This is a genomic window from Sutcliffiella sp. FSL R7-0096, assembly GCF_038595065.1.
Taxonomy (GTDB): domain Bacteria; phylum Bacillota; class Bacilli; order Bacillales; family Bacillaceae_I; genus Sutcliffiella_A.
The window spans coordinates 773,543-791,502 of the sequence record NZ_CP152003.1; the positions used below are offsets into that span (position 1 = coordinate 773,543).

The following is a 17,960-nucleotide window of genomic DNA, read 5'->3' on the forward strand; positions in this document are numbered from 1 at the left end:
TTTATTATAGACCTACTTCGTCCACAGCATAAGTGGCATCAGCATTACTGAAACCTTCATATCCTAACCGTGCGATTAAGCCACTTCTTGAAAAAGCAGTGTAATTCAAGTAATCTTTAGACATTTTTACTGCTTGGGTTTGTGACATCGTTTCAGCATTTCTTGCTGCTTGACCCTGAAAAACTTGATAAAAATGTAACAGCCTTTATTCTATTTGATACAAAACAAGGGAAGAAATTCATGGATTTTTGCAAAGAACATCCGGTCGTAGTAGAGTGCCATAGATTAGCTGGCCAGTACAGTTATTTAGTTAAGGTGGTTGCGGAATCAGTGAAGATACTCGAGGAGTTCATTGATGCTACGTTACCTTTTGGAGAGCCGTCTACTTTGATAAAACTATCTTCTGTAGTGGAGTTTAAACCGGTGATTTAAGGGTATGCCTCATGTGGTGTTCTGAGGGCTAACACTCATGACGATGAAATTTGCCGGTATTGCCATAAATACAGAAGCTAACAAGGATGTCCAGAATGTCTTAAGAATTGATATTCTGATACCCTTGTTTTTATTTATGTCTTAAAAACATATATATTTCGTTTCTCTAAAAAAAATGACTTGATGGAATTTTGCAAAAATAATATCTCGTAAAATGTCGATACAATGAAACTATTAAAGGAGAGGAAGAGGGGAAAAGAAAAATGAAAAAGAGAGTTTTCAAGAAGGCCACAACCTTGACATTGGCAACAGGCCTTTTGTTCAGTGCTATGGTACCGGTTTCCAACTCGTATAATGTCCATGCCGAAACATCTACAAGTATTAATCAGGTTTTGACAAATCTCACACCGTCCCAACGTGAAGCGTTGAATAAATTACAAATCAGCGATCAGTCTGGTTTGCAATTAACGTCTGAAGTGAATTTGGAGAGCGATGATAAAGTTTCCGTTATCGTTGAATTCAAGGACAAGCCTGCTAAGACGGCAGTAGTAGAAGAGGCCGCAAAAGGAAAAAAAGTGTCGTTAGCTGAGGCAGAGCAAAAGGCCGATGCTGCTCATGAGACGTTCAAGAAAGACTTACAGAGCATATATCAAGAAGATGTAAAAAAGAAAAAAGATATCTATAAGATTAAAAGATCGTATAAGCACTCTCTTAACGGGGTATCTATGGAATTACCTTCTAATAAAGTGGAGGCATTATTGCAGTCCAAGGTAGTAAAAGCCGTTTGGAGTAATGAAACAGTGCAAGTAGATCCTCCTGTTGAACAAAAAACATCTGATGAAACGACAGAAGCCAAACGATTGACATTCCCTGGTGTGGATCAATTGCACCACGAAGGATTAACAGGTAAAGGAATTAAGATAGGGGTTATCGATTCAGGAATTGATTATAATCATCCTGATTTAAAGGATGCTTATAAAGGCGGTTATGATTTTGTTGATAACGATAATGACCCGATGGAGACAACATATGAGGATTGGAAAAAATCGGGGTATGCAGAAATTAATCCTTTGACAGGTTCCACTTATTATACGCAACATGGAACCCATGTAGCGGGTATCATTGCAGGTCAAGGTAAAAATAATGCAGATTACGCCGTGACTGGTGTAGCACCGGAAGCGGATATTTATGCGTATCGTGTATTAGGACAATATGGTTCTGGTACCACGGAAGCTATATTAGCAGCAATTGACCGGGCTGTTGTAGATGGAATGGATGTAATCAATCTATCACTTGGCAGATCCTACAATGATCCTCTCTATGTCACTAGTATGGCATTAAACAATGCGGTGCTGGCGGGAGTGACGTCAGTTGTTGCTGCAGGGAACAGCGGAGACAATATGTACACACTAGGGTCCCCAGGTACTGCTGCTTTAGCTATTACAGTTGGAGCAAGCGATACACCAGAAACGATTGAAACATCTAAAGGTTCATTGGAAGATGTAACCGCAGATCTTAAACTTCTGGCAAAAAGTCTAGATGATAAAGTAGAAGAGCTAAAGGGTCAGAGTCTTCCAATTATATACGCTGGATATGGGTCTGCTTCTGATTTTAACAACAAAGATGTGAAGGGGAAGATTGTCCTAATCGACAGAGGAATTCTCACATTGGATGCCAAGATTAAAGAAGCGCAAAAACACGGAGCAAAAGCAGTATTGATGGCTAATAACATCCAAGGAGAAGGATTCATTCCATCTTATTTAGGAGAAGGGTACGGAATGATTCCGACATTTTCTCTATCCTATGAACAAGGAACGATGTTGAAACAAAAAGCAACTGGCACTTTGGAATTCTCCTTTGATGAAATTGGGCAAGTGATCAGCGAAGGAAACAAGCTTGCATCCTTTAGTTCACGTGGACCGGCTCGTACGACATATGATATCAAGCCGGAAGTAGTTGCACCAGGCGTATCTGTTTTCTCTACAGTACCTTCGTATATGCATGGGGAAGATCAAATCGGAAACTATCAATATGCCTATAAAAGACTATCAGGAACATCGATGGCAAGCCCGAATGTGGCTGGGGTAGCGGCATTATTATTACAAGCGAACCCAGATTTCACTCCTGAACAAGTGAAGCAAGTATTGATGAACACGGCAGATCCACTAAACGGTGAATATAGCGTTTATGAAGTGGGAGCAGGTGTAGTGGATCCGTACGAAGCAATTCATTCTCAAAGCCGAATCGAAGTAAACGATGAAACACAAGGGAAATTAGATAATAAAGGCAATTATAAGATGGTGAAAGATAAAACGGGGGCAATCAGCTTTGGAACCTTTGCACCGGATGGAACCAATGTGACAGATCAACGTTCCCTTACTATCTACAACAATAGTAAACAAGCAAAAACATTTGATGTAGGTATAGAGTTTCAAGTGTTGAAAGGGCGATTTCAAAACGATTATCGAACATCAAACGACGCAGAAGCTAACGGTGTTCAGATTTCCACAGATAAGAAAGTAAAAGTGAATGGAAATGGGAAAAAGAAGACGAATGTGTTCATTACGATTCCCAAAACGGCAGCGCTAGGAACGTATGAAGGCTATATTACCTATACAAACCAAGTAAATCCGGAAGAATCATACCAAGTTCCGTTTGCTATCCGCACGACAAAGGAAGGAATCGAGTTTGTAGAAATACTTAATAAAGCAATTACCACTACGAAAGATTATAATGCGGCAAGACGATACACAGATGTATATTTGAATTTAACATCCCATATGCGTACACTCGATGTGTTTTTAGTGGATGGAAAAACAAACGAAGAATTAGGATTTATTGGAACATATGATGGTATGTTGATGAATGAAAAAGTCGATCTTGGGATTAAGCATGTATTTGAAGGATATTACTATCCATTTACTGGTGATGCGGACAAGCCAGTCGCTTATAACCCGAAATTAGCCAAGCAAGGATCTTACAAATTGAAATTCGTAGGCACGAATGATTCAGGAAAAACTTTCTCTAAAGAATCTACCATTTATATAGAGAGTATCGCACCGGAACTTGATCTTAATATAAAAGAGGATGTATATGAGTACACCCCTGAAGAAACTACGATAAACGTGACGGGTTCTATTTTCGATAAAGAAACGGAAGATATGAAGGCCGCAGGATTTGATGTTTCACAAGGAAGTAACGAAATGTTTTATCATGATCAGCTTGGTGGCCGACCTATACAGATTCCTGTGAATGAAGATGGCACTTTCTCTGTTGATATTCCAATCAATCAAACAAGGCCAATGCAACTTTGGTTTTACGGGAGAGATGCTGCCTCCAATCAAACATGGAATAATAGTAGAATGATCTACATTATCCGTGAAGGCGAACCGCATGCAAATATGCAGGCTGAAAAAATATCTGCAAATATGGGAGAGTCTGTCCAAACGACATTAACCCTAGATAATGTAAACAATGTAAAAGAAGCTGTGTATTCGTTGCAGTATAATACAACCTTGGCTGAACCGACTGTAACGCCGCACAGCAGTACCAGTGGTTCAGTGGATGTAAAAGTTGAGGATGTAAAACATTTTGGAGATTACAACAAATTGACAGTTACAGTATCAACAAAGGAGGGACTCCCGGCAGTGTCTGGTGACCTCTCACTAGCGAATATAGAGTTCAAGATGAAGGCCGCAAACTATTCTCAGGCTCCTTTATTCTATGCCAATTATTTGACTGCCTCTTACACTGATACGAGTAATGAAAAGAAGGAAGCATTGAGTGCAAATCCGATGATCTTTGTCAAGGCAACGTATTCAATGGTTTACGGTCCTGTTGCTGCAGAAGCATTTATGAATCCGAGTGGAACACCAAATTCAAATGATTACAAGAAGGCCGGTGTCAAAGTTCAGGTAACAGGTAAGGACGACAAGGTGTATCAAGGAGGGTTTTTAACATCTCCGTCAACAGGTTATCAGATTTCAAATTTACCTTTACCAGATGAAGAATTCCAATTCGAGCTCAATGTCCCTGGCCACTTTACTGTGCACAATGCAATCACCGTTGGATTCCATGATGATGGCAAAGTAACCAGCCAAAAAAAATATCTGCCATACAAACCTGCGATCGGTGGGGATGTTAATAAAGATGATGTCATCGATGTCATGGACGCAGTGTACATCCAAACGCATTGGGGTACTAATAAACGCGAAGCCGATATTAACTATGACGGCATTGTAGATGAAAAGGATATGGCATTTGTAGTAAACAACTACTCCATGCAAAATCCGACCATCCAAAATGCGCCAAAACCTAAGAAAAATTATAAAGGACAAACGTTAGAAAAGATCTTAAACGAGCTAAATATGCAATAAGAAAGTAAGAATTTAATAAAATTTATACCACATCCACGATGAAATTCGGGTGTGGTTTTTATTGTGCGGAAAATCATTTAAAACTTTTCAGCTCGGTTTAATTATCATTAATCCCCTCTTCATACTTTTTACCTAAAAATTTCCCCCAATAGGGAACTTTCACATTTTCACGAATTACTAGTAATGACTGAGGTAATCAGTACTATCAAGTTGGGGGAGAGGCGTTTGAAAAGGAAAAACATCTTAGGATTGATGTTGGTTGGTGCATTATTAATAAGTAGTATTACACCAGCTATTTCGAATCCTAACACAGTTGTAGCAGAGGGAGATATAGGGATAAAGGATGCGATGACATCACTATCAGCAGAAAAAAGAAGGGCCATTAATGACTTAACGGCTTCGGTAACTTCAGAAGTGAACCTTCCTGGTGACATTGATTATTCCAGTGATGAAGAAATCTCTATTATTGTGGAATTCAACCATTTCACTCCAAAAACAGCAGTAGCTATAAGAGAAGCAGAGGGGGAAACAGCCTCCATTGAGGAACAGCAGCAGTTAGTGGAGAAAGATCACCAAATTTTTGCGAAAGAATTATTAGAATTAAATATCGACGGAGAAGTTACACAAAGCTACAAAGAAGCATTTAATGGGGTCACCGTTAACCTACCAGCTTCTGATATACCAAAACTAATAAAATCAAAAGCGATAAAAAACATTTGGGAAAACGAAACAATTCAATTAGAATTACCTGAAAACAAGGAGAAAATGGTACAACAAGCGTATGACGGGAAGCATCCACTTGAATTGACAGGAGTAAACAAATTACATGAAAAAGGGCTAACAGGCAAAGGTATAAAAGTTGCTGTACTAGATACGGGTATAGACTATCATCACCCAGATTTACAGGATGTATATCGTGGCGGGTATGACTTCGTTGATGAAGATGATGATCCAATGGAGGCTACCTATTCAGATTGGCTTGAATCGGGCCTCCCAGAATCTCTCGGTTCTAACGCCTATTATACTTCCCATGGTACACATGTTGCCGGAATCATAGCAGGTCAAAATGAAAATGACTCGCCTTTATCCGTATTAGGTGTAGCACCTGGGGTGGAATTGTATGCTTATCGTGTTTTAGGGCCATATGGGACAGGGACGATGGAAGATATATTAGCAGGGATTGAATATTCTGTTCGAGCAGAAATGGATATTATCAATTTATCGTTAGGGAATAACATAAATGATCCGCTATCACCCTTTTCAGTGGCACTTAATAATGCTGTACTCGCTGGCGTCACGACTATTTCCGCAGCAGGGAATACTGGTTCCGCGTTATATTCGATCGGATCTCCTGCTGCTTCGGCTTTGAATATTACCGTTGGGTCTACTGACACGATGGTGGCATATCCAGACTTTGAAGGAGAATTCTTATATGAGGAAGGCAAAGAGTCGAGCGAAGTTCGATATGCAACTGCTGGAATGGAGAATTCACCGAGATCATTAGAAGGAAAAGCTTTCGAGGTAATAGATGCTGGGAATGGACTGCAAAGCGATTATGAAAATATAGATGTAAATGGAAAAATAGTCTTGATTAAAACGGGTTCTATTCGTACAGATGAGAAAATTGCGATTGCTAAAGAACATGGTGCAGCAGTAGTGTTCAGTTATACGCCAGGGTATGGGAATTATAATGGGGTTGTATATCGCGAAAATGAAAACTTTGTACCTACCTATCATTTGCGAGGGGTGCAAGGAGATAAAATTAAACAAATTCTAGCAATAGATGATATGACTTTTACTTTTACTAAATTAGTTCCCACTGTGGTTGTTCAGGATGATACGCTGTCTTCTTTCAGTTCACGTGGACCAGCAAGACTTACGTATGATATAAAACCAGAAATTGTTGCGCCTGGCGGGAATATATTATCCACTGTACCACATTACTATGGTGGGAAAGAAAAGAATTATTCATCGGCATATGCGAAATTATCTGGCACATCAATGGCAACCCCTTATGTCGCAGGGATTGCTGCTTTGTTGTTAGAAGCAAACCCTTCTCTAACTCCTGGAGATATCAAAGCACTTTTAATGAACTCAGCGGAGCCAATTAATGGTTCGAACAGCGTCTTTGATATCGGGGCTGGTAGAGTCAATGCTTGGAAGGCAGAAACTGCTTCAGTGACCATTAAAGTGATGGATAAAACTGAGACATTTATAGATGGCGAGAAAAAGTGGGTTCCATCCGTAACAGGTGCTTTAGCTTTGGGGACCCTTATCACTAATGATTCACATCATCGAGAGAATGCAAGTATTACCCTTACTAATCATCTAGATAAAAAAGTGACTTTTACTATTGATTCACAATTTCATGTAGGAATTCGCGGTTCGAAGGATGGAGCAAAAAATGGAGTAAAAGTGAATACAAAGAAATCAGTTAGTATTGCAGCTAAAAAACAAGCAACAAATAATATATTCTTAACTATACCAAAGACGGCGGAAGAAGGAGTTTATGAAGGCACAATTACCTTCACTAATGTAGAAGATGAATCAAATAGCTACCAAGTTCCTTTCGCATTTAGGCTCTCGAAAGATGGTATAGAGTACTTAACGGCGAATGACACCTTATCAACCATTAGAGAAAACTATAGTGGTGGTCCAAATGCCATGAACGCAAAGTTTTCCCTCTATTCACATATGAGAGATATCGATGTATATTTAACGGACGCTAATACTGGGGATGAATTAGGTTTTGTAGGAAGCATTGACGGAACTTTTCTCCAAGTGGAAAAGCCGTATTCATTCTACACCTTCTCCAATGGGGAATATTACGCTTTTACCAATGACCCTAACTCACCGATTACTTATGAAACGATTGAAGCAACTCCAGGGTCGTATTATTTAAAATTTGTTTTTACTAAGGATGATGGGGAAGAGCTTTTGGTAAATATGCCATTTATTATTGATAAAGAAATGCCAACGCTAGAAATGGATGTAGAAACAGAAATTATTGAAGTGGAGCAAGAAAAAACTACTTATTTATTGGAAGGCAGCATTCATGATAATCAAATTGAATCAGCTAAGACAACAGGCATTGATGTAAATCAAGGAAATAACTCGGTAAGATATAAGGGTAGTGGCAGTTTTTGGCAAAATATCCCTTTGGATGATGATGGTGGATTTGCCATCAATGCTTCTTTTCCTCGTCATTTAAATGTAATGAACTTAAGTATCCTAGGAAGAGACCGAGCAGGAATTGCTTCTATACAAAAAGACTACCACTTTGTAAGAAAAGGAGCGCCATACGTTGCTAGTATTCCAACGCAAAAAGAAATCTTGTCAGGAGATAGCATGGAATTTGCATTCCGTACAAATAATCTTGCTCCGTGGAAGGAGCTAAGCTTTTCCTACCAATATAATAAAAATGTGATAGATATCAAGGAAATATCTGTAGTGGAGGACTGGAAGGAGAAGGTTCATCTTGAAACTACTGAATCAGATAATGGCACCTTAATCACATTAACGACGACAGAATCTAACCTAGAAGACGTAACTACCTTATTAAACGTTAATGTAACTATTAAGGATGATGCGTTTGTAAGTGATTATTTCTCACTTACCGCAAACTCGGTATCATTGACAAAAGCAGATAACTCAAAGGTATCCGTTTCTTCTATTTCACCACCAGTTAAAGTTTGGTCAAGCTACTCTGAATTGCAGGGGAATATTAATGGAGAAGCTGTATATGAAAGGGATGGGTTTGGAAATTTACGCTCCACACATATCGACTATTTTGCATTAGGGGCGAATATTCGTGTATTGGACGCCGAAGGTAACGAATATCCTGCCGAAATCAAAGATGATGCTAAATTCAGTGTTCTAGGATTACCCTCCACTCAGGAAAAAATGTTCCTTCTTCTTGATATACCAGGACACTTTACTGTTATAAAAAGTTTTACTATCGGTAGAGAACATAGTCACTTAGGAGAGCAAAAATTCTTGAATTTTCTCGGGGCACTTGCAGGAGATGTGAATAAGGATGGCGTCATCGATATTTTGGATGCTATCTATCTCGAAGAACATTGGGGATCTAACGACAGGAACGCAGATATCAACTTTGATGGTGTAGTGGATCACAAAGATATGAGCTTCATCCAAAAGAATTATTTACTAAAAAATCCGACTGGAGAAGCTTCCAGAGAACCTACAGAAGTCGAGAACGGAAGAACAATAGATGATATATTAGAGGGTTTAAATTAAGAGATATCCCCCCACGATGCTTATGTGGGGGGATGTTTTAAATAGCAATGGAAATTTAAAAAAGATGACCTCTGTTCATTACAGAGATCATCCTTTTTATTAGGAGCCTTGCGTTTTTTTTTGACTTGGGTTACGGATTAGTAATCCCTAATTCCTTTTTTACTTTCTCAAGGGTCATGCCTTGATGTTTCAGAACAACATCCTTTAATTCATCTAAAGTGTGATTTCTCATTAGGTAGTTCGCTTCAATATAACTCCAATCCTTCTCATCGACAATGCCATCTAAATTAATATCTGCAGAGCGATCACTTGACTGCCAATTTTCTTTTAAATATAGAACATCAAAAATATCAATCACATCGTCTTGATTCACATCACCTGCATACGTAAACGCAGTAATGGAAGTTAAAGATCCTGTAATTTCTCCATCTTCCTCTTTATTCACCATGATATCTTTAATATAAGGGAAGTGACCGGGAATATTCACCTTTAACGTATATGGCTCGGCATTTATCGGTATGTTATGGAAGCTGAAACCTGCTCTTGTGTTAATGTCAGCTGTAGATTTGGTTCCGTCCGGACTTATCAGTTCAACGGAAGCACCAACTTTTGTATAGTCTCGGGAAAAATCAACGGATGTATCCGGTTTTAAGAATCCTTGCCCAACAAAGCCACCACTGATGACACCTGTTTGATTCAGCATTTTCAGTCCTTCTATATATCCTTGTGCTGTAATGGTGTCTCCATTTGTGTCAATGTATCGATTGCTTGTAAAGTTAAATCCTGCGAAGTCAGTCCATCTCTTATCTGTTACGCTAAATGTAACATCTAACAATGGCATCTCACCTGTGATTTCTTGATCTCCAGTCAGGATAAGATCCACTTTTGCATTGGAGGTGGAGCCAATAGTCAAATCAGTTTGTAGGTCCACATCGTAATTGGATAATGCATCATTTTCCTTGATATCGAGAATTTCCATTGAATCAATGAAATACAACGTGAATTTTGCTTCTTTTAATTGTCTAACATTATTGGCAGTCATCGTAAACGTAACAATGTCTCCAGGTTTCGCGGACCTTTTACTGTAGACTCCTGTCATATAGGAAGTACTTTCGGGAACAAAATTATAGGTTCTTTTCACCGTTTTGTTCGTCGCAGCATCTAGGGCATCCAAGCTTGCTATATTATTTGTTGGTCTAACAAGTGGGACTTCCATTTCAAAAGTGCCATCTTCTTCTGGGAATATACGATAATCAGGTAACATCGAGTACAAATATTCATAAATGAAATTATCTGCCTGACTAATATCGATACCTGCTTCTTGAATATCCCCTACTTCATTGTCAATTAATGTTCCACTTACAGGATAGGTTTTTTGTCCTTCAGAAAATTCATAAACGAGCTGATCATCAATACTTGTTTTAAATTCTGGTTTATTATTATCGACAAATATGTCATCTACTTCCGTAAACGTTTTGCCGCTTTCATTGGTAGCAATAAATTTCAACTTATAGTGTCCTTGTTCTGCGAAGGTTTCCTTTAAATGAACTGGATAGTCCTCATCTCCAGTAAATGGATAATAATTTCCTTCATAACCATATAAACCGTAAGGGACACCGATTTGTAAGTCACTTCCATTGAAATATCCAACATAACCAATATCTTCACCTGTTTTTCCATCTGCTAAAACTACATCCACTTGCTCTACGTTAGAGTTAAGCTGGAAACTGAAGGTAGCAACAGGAAATGAACCAAAATAGGAGCCTCCTGGATTGGTAGTTAGGACTTGTTTATCAAATGTCAAAAAGTCAAACCCTTCTTCTGCAACACGGATGGAGAATGGGACTTGAAAGGCTTCATTTGAGTCGTTTATATTCTCATAAGAGATATATCCTTCATAAAACCCTGATTCTGCTGTTTTGGGAATCAGGACAAACGCATTGGTTTTTTTAGATTTTCCAGGATTAATGGAAATTTTCTTATCAAATTGAACTTGTACACCGTTCTTTTTTGCATCTAGCGATTGATTTGTAAATTCAACTTTTCCCACAAACGATTTCTTATCTGTGCCATGATTACTCACTTCTATTGTGCGTTGATCGCGAATGTGTTTTCCATCGTTGTATTGTAGGCCAAAGCTGATGGAGCCAGTCTTTTCATCAATGATAATACTATCTCCATCAGATATGTTTGTTGTTTCATCGATCACCTGGAATAGCATGGTGGAATGAACTGCTTCATACGGGTCGACTCGTCCCGCCCCAACTTCAAATACGCTGTAATCCCCATTTAACGGATCGGCCGTGTTCATCAGAATTGTTTTTATGTCCTCGGGTTGTAAATCCTGATTGGATTCCAACAAGAGAGCGGCAATTCCAGCTACTTGAGGAGCGGCCATGGATGTGCCTGATAATCGTTGATACGCATATTCATAGTTATCCCCATTTTCGGGGTTTACCATGTAGGATGGAACTGTGGATTGAATACCAACTCCAGGTGCAATAACCTCAGGCTTAATATCATAATTAAATTTTGAAGGTCCTCGTGAACTGAAGTCAGCTAAACGATCTCCCTCGGTTTGAACGGTGCCAAGTTTTTCGAAAATAAATTCCTCTAAAAGTTCCATTTCTTCCAGTAATATTTCTCCATCTTTTTTTGTTAAACTGAATGTTGGAATGAAGTCTTTATTTTCACCCAGGAAGTAAGGGATATGCCCGTCCTCTTCATTGTTGTACATAAAGATGGCTTTAGCCTCGTTTAGTTTTGCATGTTTAATTTTGTCATTTAATGAAATCTCTCCACGTCTAACAAGAACAATCTTATCCTTGACATCTTTCCCAGAATAATCCTCTGATCTTCCTAACCCAACTTCTGTGATTGGTAGTGTCTGACCTTTAAAGTCTTCTGCTTTATCACTATAGTGTTTTCCTAGTAATTGTAGATTAATAGGTTGTGAGTATAACTTCCCTTCGTATGTAAGGATTTCCAAGGGAGTATCACTTGCCCCAACCGTCAATGCTAGTGCTGAAGAAGCTGGCGAGCCGAGAGTATAGGCTGCATCCCCTGAATTTCCCGCTGCTACAATGGCTGTTACTCCACTAAGGACTGCATTGTTAACGGCGACACTAGTCGGGAAATATGGATCATTAATGGAAGCACCTAAAGACAGGTTTATGATGTCCATCCCATCTTCGACCGCTTGATCAATTCCTTTTAACACATTTTCCGTTGCACCGCTACCATATGGACCGAGTACTCTATATGCATAAATGTCTACATCTGGAGCCACTCCCTTCGTTGCATAATCACTATTATTGGAACCTTGACCAGCAATAATTCCAGAGACATGTGTACCATGATTGGTATAATATGAACTTCCCCCTGAAAATTCTGGTTTGTAAGTGGATTTCCAATTTTCGTAAGTTGTTTCCATTGGATCCGAATCGTTATCTACAAAGTCATATCCACCTTTGTAGGCATTTCTTAAGTCAGGATGATTATAATCTATTCCAGTATCGATTACGCCAATTTTTATCCCTTTTCCGGTCAAACCTTCTTCATGCAGTCGGTCAATTCCTAGGTGGGGGTTGCTGTCTGCCATTTTAGTAGTAATTCCGAGATTAGCCACTTCACTTAAATCTGGTGGATTAATGCTGATTGTTTCATTTCCCCAAATAGTTTTTACGGCCCCGGTTTGCATTACTGTTTTTATCTTGTTAGCAGGCAATGTAATCGCCATTCCGTTAAATATTTCTGAGTATTGATGTTTAATGGAATAAGAGTCACTTTTCCCACTGTCTTTGAAAATGCCACTTAACTCTTCTTTGAATTTCTTCTGTTCATGGTTAATATTGCTTTTGGCTTTTGATTCTGCTACTTCTTCCCCCTTCAAACTTGCTATTAGTTGTGCAACCTTAGCTGGCTTTTGATGAAATTCTAAGATAACAGAGATCTCTTCATCAGTGTCCAAGTTAACTGCAGGAGGCAATTGCAGCCCAGTTTTATCGTTTAATTCTAAATACTTCATGGCTTTTCTTTGTGCGTCTGTAAGATTGTTTAGTATTTCCATGCTAGAAGAGCTTATTTTTCCTAGTGATTCCCCAGATACCCTTTCAGGAGAATAAGATATAGTACTGAAAAGCATACTTAATGACAATCCGACTACAGTGACACTTTTAAATAACTTACTTTTGTCCAAGTGATACACTCCTTCTTCAATATTATTAAGAAATCATAATCTTCTTAATAAATTTAATAATCTCACATGTGAATTGAAGAATGTATGGGGGTAACATAGGAGAGTACGGGCAGCAACAACGAAGCTTATGTCCTAGTTAAATCGTAATGTTTATAGAGATTTTCAGGATTTTTTAAGCTGGCGTTTTAACGATATAGTTCATTAGAACTGTTTGTTTTTCCCAAGTTGTATAATTTAAAATAGGCGACTCCATTCAACTATGCATTAGTAGTTTTGCTGATAGTAATATCCCCCAAATTTCATAAGTATTTAGAACTGGTTCTTTGGATGCGGTTCGTATCAAATAGAATAGAAAATCTATGAAAAGTGTGATGATTCAGTGTTTAGTATTTAGTTATTAAAATACTTTTAAGTTTTCCCTTTCATAATTTGACAAAATTACCCCCAATGACATGAAAGCGATTCGACACTAAAATTATTAGTAGAATGACACAGGGGGTAAAAAGGATGAAAAGTAGTAAGTTGCCGAAGATCGTGCTATGTGTTGGAATACTTTTAGGTTCTGCTTTGCCAATCAGTTCAGAACCAGTTGTCCGTGCAGAATCAACGCAGAATGCCATGAGTATTCTTGCGAGTCTATCAAAAGAACAACGTGAGGCACTCGATAAATTAGAGACAAATCGTTCGATTAAAGGCCTTCAATTATCTAGGGCAATTGATTTAAAGAGTGAGGAGAATGTGACAGTCATTGTTGAATTCGAGCAATTACCTGCGAAGGCAGAGACAGTCTACAAGTCACTGCAAGGGGAAGAGGTCCCTCTTGAAAAGGCGAAAAAAATGGTGGAAGACTCACATGAAAAATTTAGAAAAGAATTAGATGATAAGCTTGTGCCAAAGGCGAAATCCGGGAAAGCGAACTACGAAGTAAAGCACACCTATAAAAATGCTTTTAATGGAATTACCCTGTCCTTACCGGCCAACAAGGTTGAAAATCTATTAGACTCTGAGGTGGTTAAAGCAGTGTACAGCGAATTGGAAGTACAGCTTACTCCTCCACCTAAATTAACGGAGGAAGAAGAGGCAACAACCAAAGTGGACAGTATCCTTTTTATGAATATCGATCAGTTACATAAAGAAGGGTTCACAGGTAAAGGGGTAAAGGTTGGCGTTATAGACACAGGGGTTGATTATAATCATCCAGATATCAAAGATGCTTACAAAGGTGGATATGACTTTGTAGACAATGATGATGATCCGATGGAAGCCACATATGAGGATTGGAAAGCAGCTCCTGGGTATCCTGAAGTGAACCAAGGTAACACATACTATACAAATCATGGAACACATGTATCAGGGACAATTATTGGTCAAGCTGAAAATGATTCGGACTATAAGGTCATTGGTGTTGCTCCTGAAGCCGATTTGTATGCTTATCGTGTATTGGGGCCTTATGGAAGCGGATCGAATAGCTCGATTATTGCCGGCATAGATCGTGCAGTTGCAGACGGTATGGATGTCATTAATCTATCGCTTGGAGCACAAACGAACAATCCTTTAGATGCTGCTAGCTTAACGGTCAATAACGCCGTCTTAAGCGGTGTGACGGCAGTCGTAGCTGCTGGAAACTCAGGAGATTTAGGTAACAGTACATTAGGTTCGCCTGGGGCTGCTGCACTTGCTTTGACGGTAGGAGCCAGTTCAGCCTCCTCTTTTGTCACGACATATAATGGTATGTTTTCTTCAAATGGCAAGGAGTCGGACGGTACCTTGCAGTTAATGACCAACAAATGGACGGATGATTTCAGGAAGCTCAAGGGACAAAATTACGAGATGGTCGAAGTTGGAGAAGGCGGACCTGCTGATTACAACGGAAAAGATGTAAATGGAAAGGTTGCATTCGTTGCCAGAGGGACCTATGCCCTTATTGATAAAATGAACTATGCTAAACAAAATGGCGCAGCGGGTATTGTAATTTATAACAATATACCAGACGAAGGCCATATTCCACACTATCTAGGAGAAAACAACGGAAATATCCCTACTTTTTCTCTATCAAATCAAGATGGTTTAGCAGTAAAAGAATTATTCAAAGAGGGTACACCAACTATCACACTTGGAGAAATGGGTGAAGCGGAAATTAGCGGAGACGAGCTTGCTTCTTTCAGCTCAAAGGGTCCATCAGGCACATTATATGATATCAAGCCAGATGTAACGGCACCGGGTGTGAATATTTTATCCACCGTCCCAGCATATATGCATAATAAAGAAGATCCTACTGATTATTCCTTTGCATACCAACGCTTATCAGGAACATCCATGGCAGCTCCTCAAGTTGCCGGAATTGCCGCGTTACTATTACAAGCACATCCGGATTACACTCCGAGTGATATTAAATCTGTCATCATGAATACAGCAGACCCATTAAAAAATCAATATAGTGTATTTGAAGTAGGAGCGGGGCGAGTCGATCCAATGCAGGCACTTCACTCAGATACGTTAATTTCTGTGCTGGATGAAACGCCATTTATTGAAAACGGAGAAGAAATACTCATCCCAGAACAAACGGGTGGCTTAAGTTACGGTTTCATTCCAATGGGGGATGAACATATCACCAAAACAACGAATCTATCGATCACAAATAATAGTAAGAAAAACAAAAAATATGATATCACCGTTGAGTATAATGTTGGAGCAAAAGCATCAGGGTCGCTGGACGCAGAGAAAAACGGTGTAAGACTGAATATTCCTAGTACGATTCAAGCGAAAAAAAATAAAGAGGGACGCTTTAATGTTTTTCTTACAATTCCTAAATCCGCTCAAAAAGGAACCTATGAAGGGTATATTGTCATTAAAAACCAAAAGGATACAGAAGAAATCTACCGTATTCCATTTGGAGCAAAGGTAGTGGAAGAAGGGATCGGATACTTCGAAGTATATACACCGAGTATTTCTACTGACCGGGTGAAAAATCCTTACAGTAGGAAGGCTACAGATCTTGACTTTAGATTAAATTCCCCAATGGAAACATTGGATTGGATATTGGTGGATCCGGCTACGAAAGCAGAGTTGGGGTGGATTACAGGAGTAAACGCAACGGGAGCAGCAATTGATTATGACTATTTTATTGATGATGGATTTGCGGGTTATTATTTTCCGTTTACGGGTCACGAGAAGAAGCCAATTAGTTACACAAGAATTAGAGCAGAAGATGGCATATATGAAGTCAAGATGATTGGAACGACAAAGGATGGCAGGCAATTTGCCAGAACGTCGACCATAAGCCTTGATAATAGTGAACCAAAAGTGACCTTTGATGAGACAAATGCCATGCCTAAAGGGGACATTCCGATAGTTGTCCTGCCAGAAGGACAAGACACCGTAACGCTTTCAGGTACTGTGATAGATCAAGAACTACATGAAGCACAACAAGCAGGCATTTCATTGAGTCAAGCAAATAACAATCTTTGGTATGGTCCAAGCGGTCCAAATTATCGACTTGAGGTAGATGAAAATGGTAAGTTCAAAACAGAGTTAAATGTTGCAACAAGCTCCATAAGAGAAATGCAATATCTTGGTGCCGATTATGCGGGAAATACCGCTATTCCTAAAGTCGTTTATTATGTAAAAGAAGGATCACAGTTTATATATGCAAAGCCAGACAAAGAGTCTTATCAAATGGGTGATAAAATAAAGTACACGTTCTATGCACATAATCTAGTAAATGCTAAGGACTTCTCTATGACTCTAAATTATCAAGATAAGTTCTTTGACGAAGCTATTGATTTCCAATTAGGGGAGCAGCTGCCGGAAGGTTCGGAATTAATTGAAACAACTACTAAACCTGGTACAACCAGGACGATTATTGAAATAACCATTCCTGATGAAGGTGTTTCGGGGGATGTAGCATTATTTGATATGATTGCGGATACAAATGCAGATGAATTCAGACATGTTTATTCACCACTTTTCAGTACTACCACTATGCAGATAAATAAAGGACCACGAATACCTACAAAAATCGGACTTCACCCAATTTATCCAGCAATTTCCCAAGTTGATGCAGGGTATTTAAGTGCTGAAGGGTTGTTAACGGATAAAGGTGGGATCGATTATAGCAGGGATTATTCGATGGTGGGAGCAGCTATTCAATTAAAAGGCATGGAAGGAACCTCGTATCCTGCGAGATTAGAAGCGAATGGTCGAATTTATGTCGATAAACTCCCAGTAACAGTAAAGAACTATACCATGGTTATCGATGTACCAGGACATTATACGACGTACACGCCATTAGAAGTCGGTTACCAAGCAAATGGGATTGATATTGGAGAATGGATTTCCTATAGAACTGCAGTATCCAAGCCAGGAGATATAAATAAAGACGATGTTGTAGATATTTATGATGCATTATTACTTCAAGAGTATTGGGGGACAGATAATAGAAATACGGATATAAATTTCGATGGCACGACAGATGAGTTGGATTTTCAGCTTCTTGAAAAGTACTATCTATCAGAAAACGACTTTGTCCTTGATACTCCAGACCCTCAATCTGAAGCGAGTGGAAAGAATATTGAAAAGATTAAACTAGAGCTAGGAATGACTCCTTAACATAACGTAAAAGGCTCTGACAGACACTTACAACGATGAACAAGGGTAGTCCTAATCTTTAGGCTGCCCTTGTTCTATTGCATCATTTA

At 39.0% G+C, this 17,960-nt stretch carries 6 protein-coding genes; 4 read left to right on the plus strand and 2 right to left on the minus strand.

Annotated elements, in window-relative coordinates:
- Positions 1-4: 4 nt before the first annotated feature.
- Positions 5-148, minus strand: coding sequence for an Ltp family lipoprotein (locus MKY77_RS04135; RefSeq protein ID WP_339149026.1), 144 nt, complete (start codon positions 146-148; stop codon positions 5-7).
- On the opposite strand from MKY77_RS04135, the gene MKY77_RS04140 reads away from it, so the two are divergent.
- The 3 genes from MKY77_RS04140 (at position 142) to MKY77_RS04150 (ending at position 9,065) form a co-directional block, all read left to right on the plus strand.
- Positions 142-432, plus strand: a complete 291-nt coding sequence (locus MKY77_RS04140) for an Lrp/AsnC family transcriptional regulator (protein WP_339149027.1) — start codon at positions 142-144, stop codon at positions 430-432. The genes MKY77_RS04135 and MKY77_RS04140 overlap by 7 nt on opposite strands.
- A gap of 263 nt (positions 433-695) precedes the next feature.
- Positions 696-4,808, plus strand: a complete 4,113-nt coding sequence (locus MKY77_RS04145; protein ID WP_339149028.1) for a S8 family serine peptidase — start codon at positions 696-698, stop codon at positions 4,806-4,808.
- Positions 4,809-5,033: 225 nt separating this feature from the next.
- On the plus strand, positions 5,034-9,065 hold the full coding sequence (locus tag MKY77_RS04150) for a S8 family serine peptidase (protein WP_339149029.1): 4,032 nt from the start codon (positions 5,034-5,036) through the stop codon (positions 9,063-9,065).
- Positions 9,066-9,195: 130 nt separating this feature from the next.
- On the opposite strand, the gene MKY77_RS04155 is transcribed toward MKY77_RS04150, so the two are convergent.
- A complete protein-coding gene (locus MKY77_RS04155; protein WP_339149030.1) occupies positions 9,196-13,263 on the minus strand; it encodes a S8 family serine peptidase in 4,068 nt (1,355 codons plus the stop codon).
- 507 nt (positions 13,264-13,770) lie between these two features.
- Between MKY77_RS04155 and MKY77_RS04160 the strand changes: the two genes are divergently transcribed.
- A complete protein-coding gene (locus MKY77_RS04160) occupies positions 13,771-17,871 on the plus strand; it encodes a S8 family serine peptidase (protein ID WP_339149031.1) in 4,101 nt (1,366 codons plus the stop codon).
- Positions 17,872-17,960: the final 89 nt, after the last annotated feature.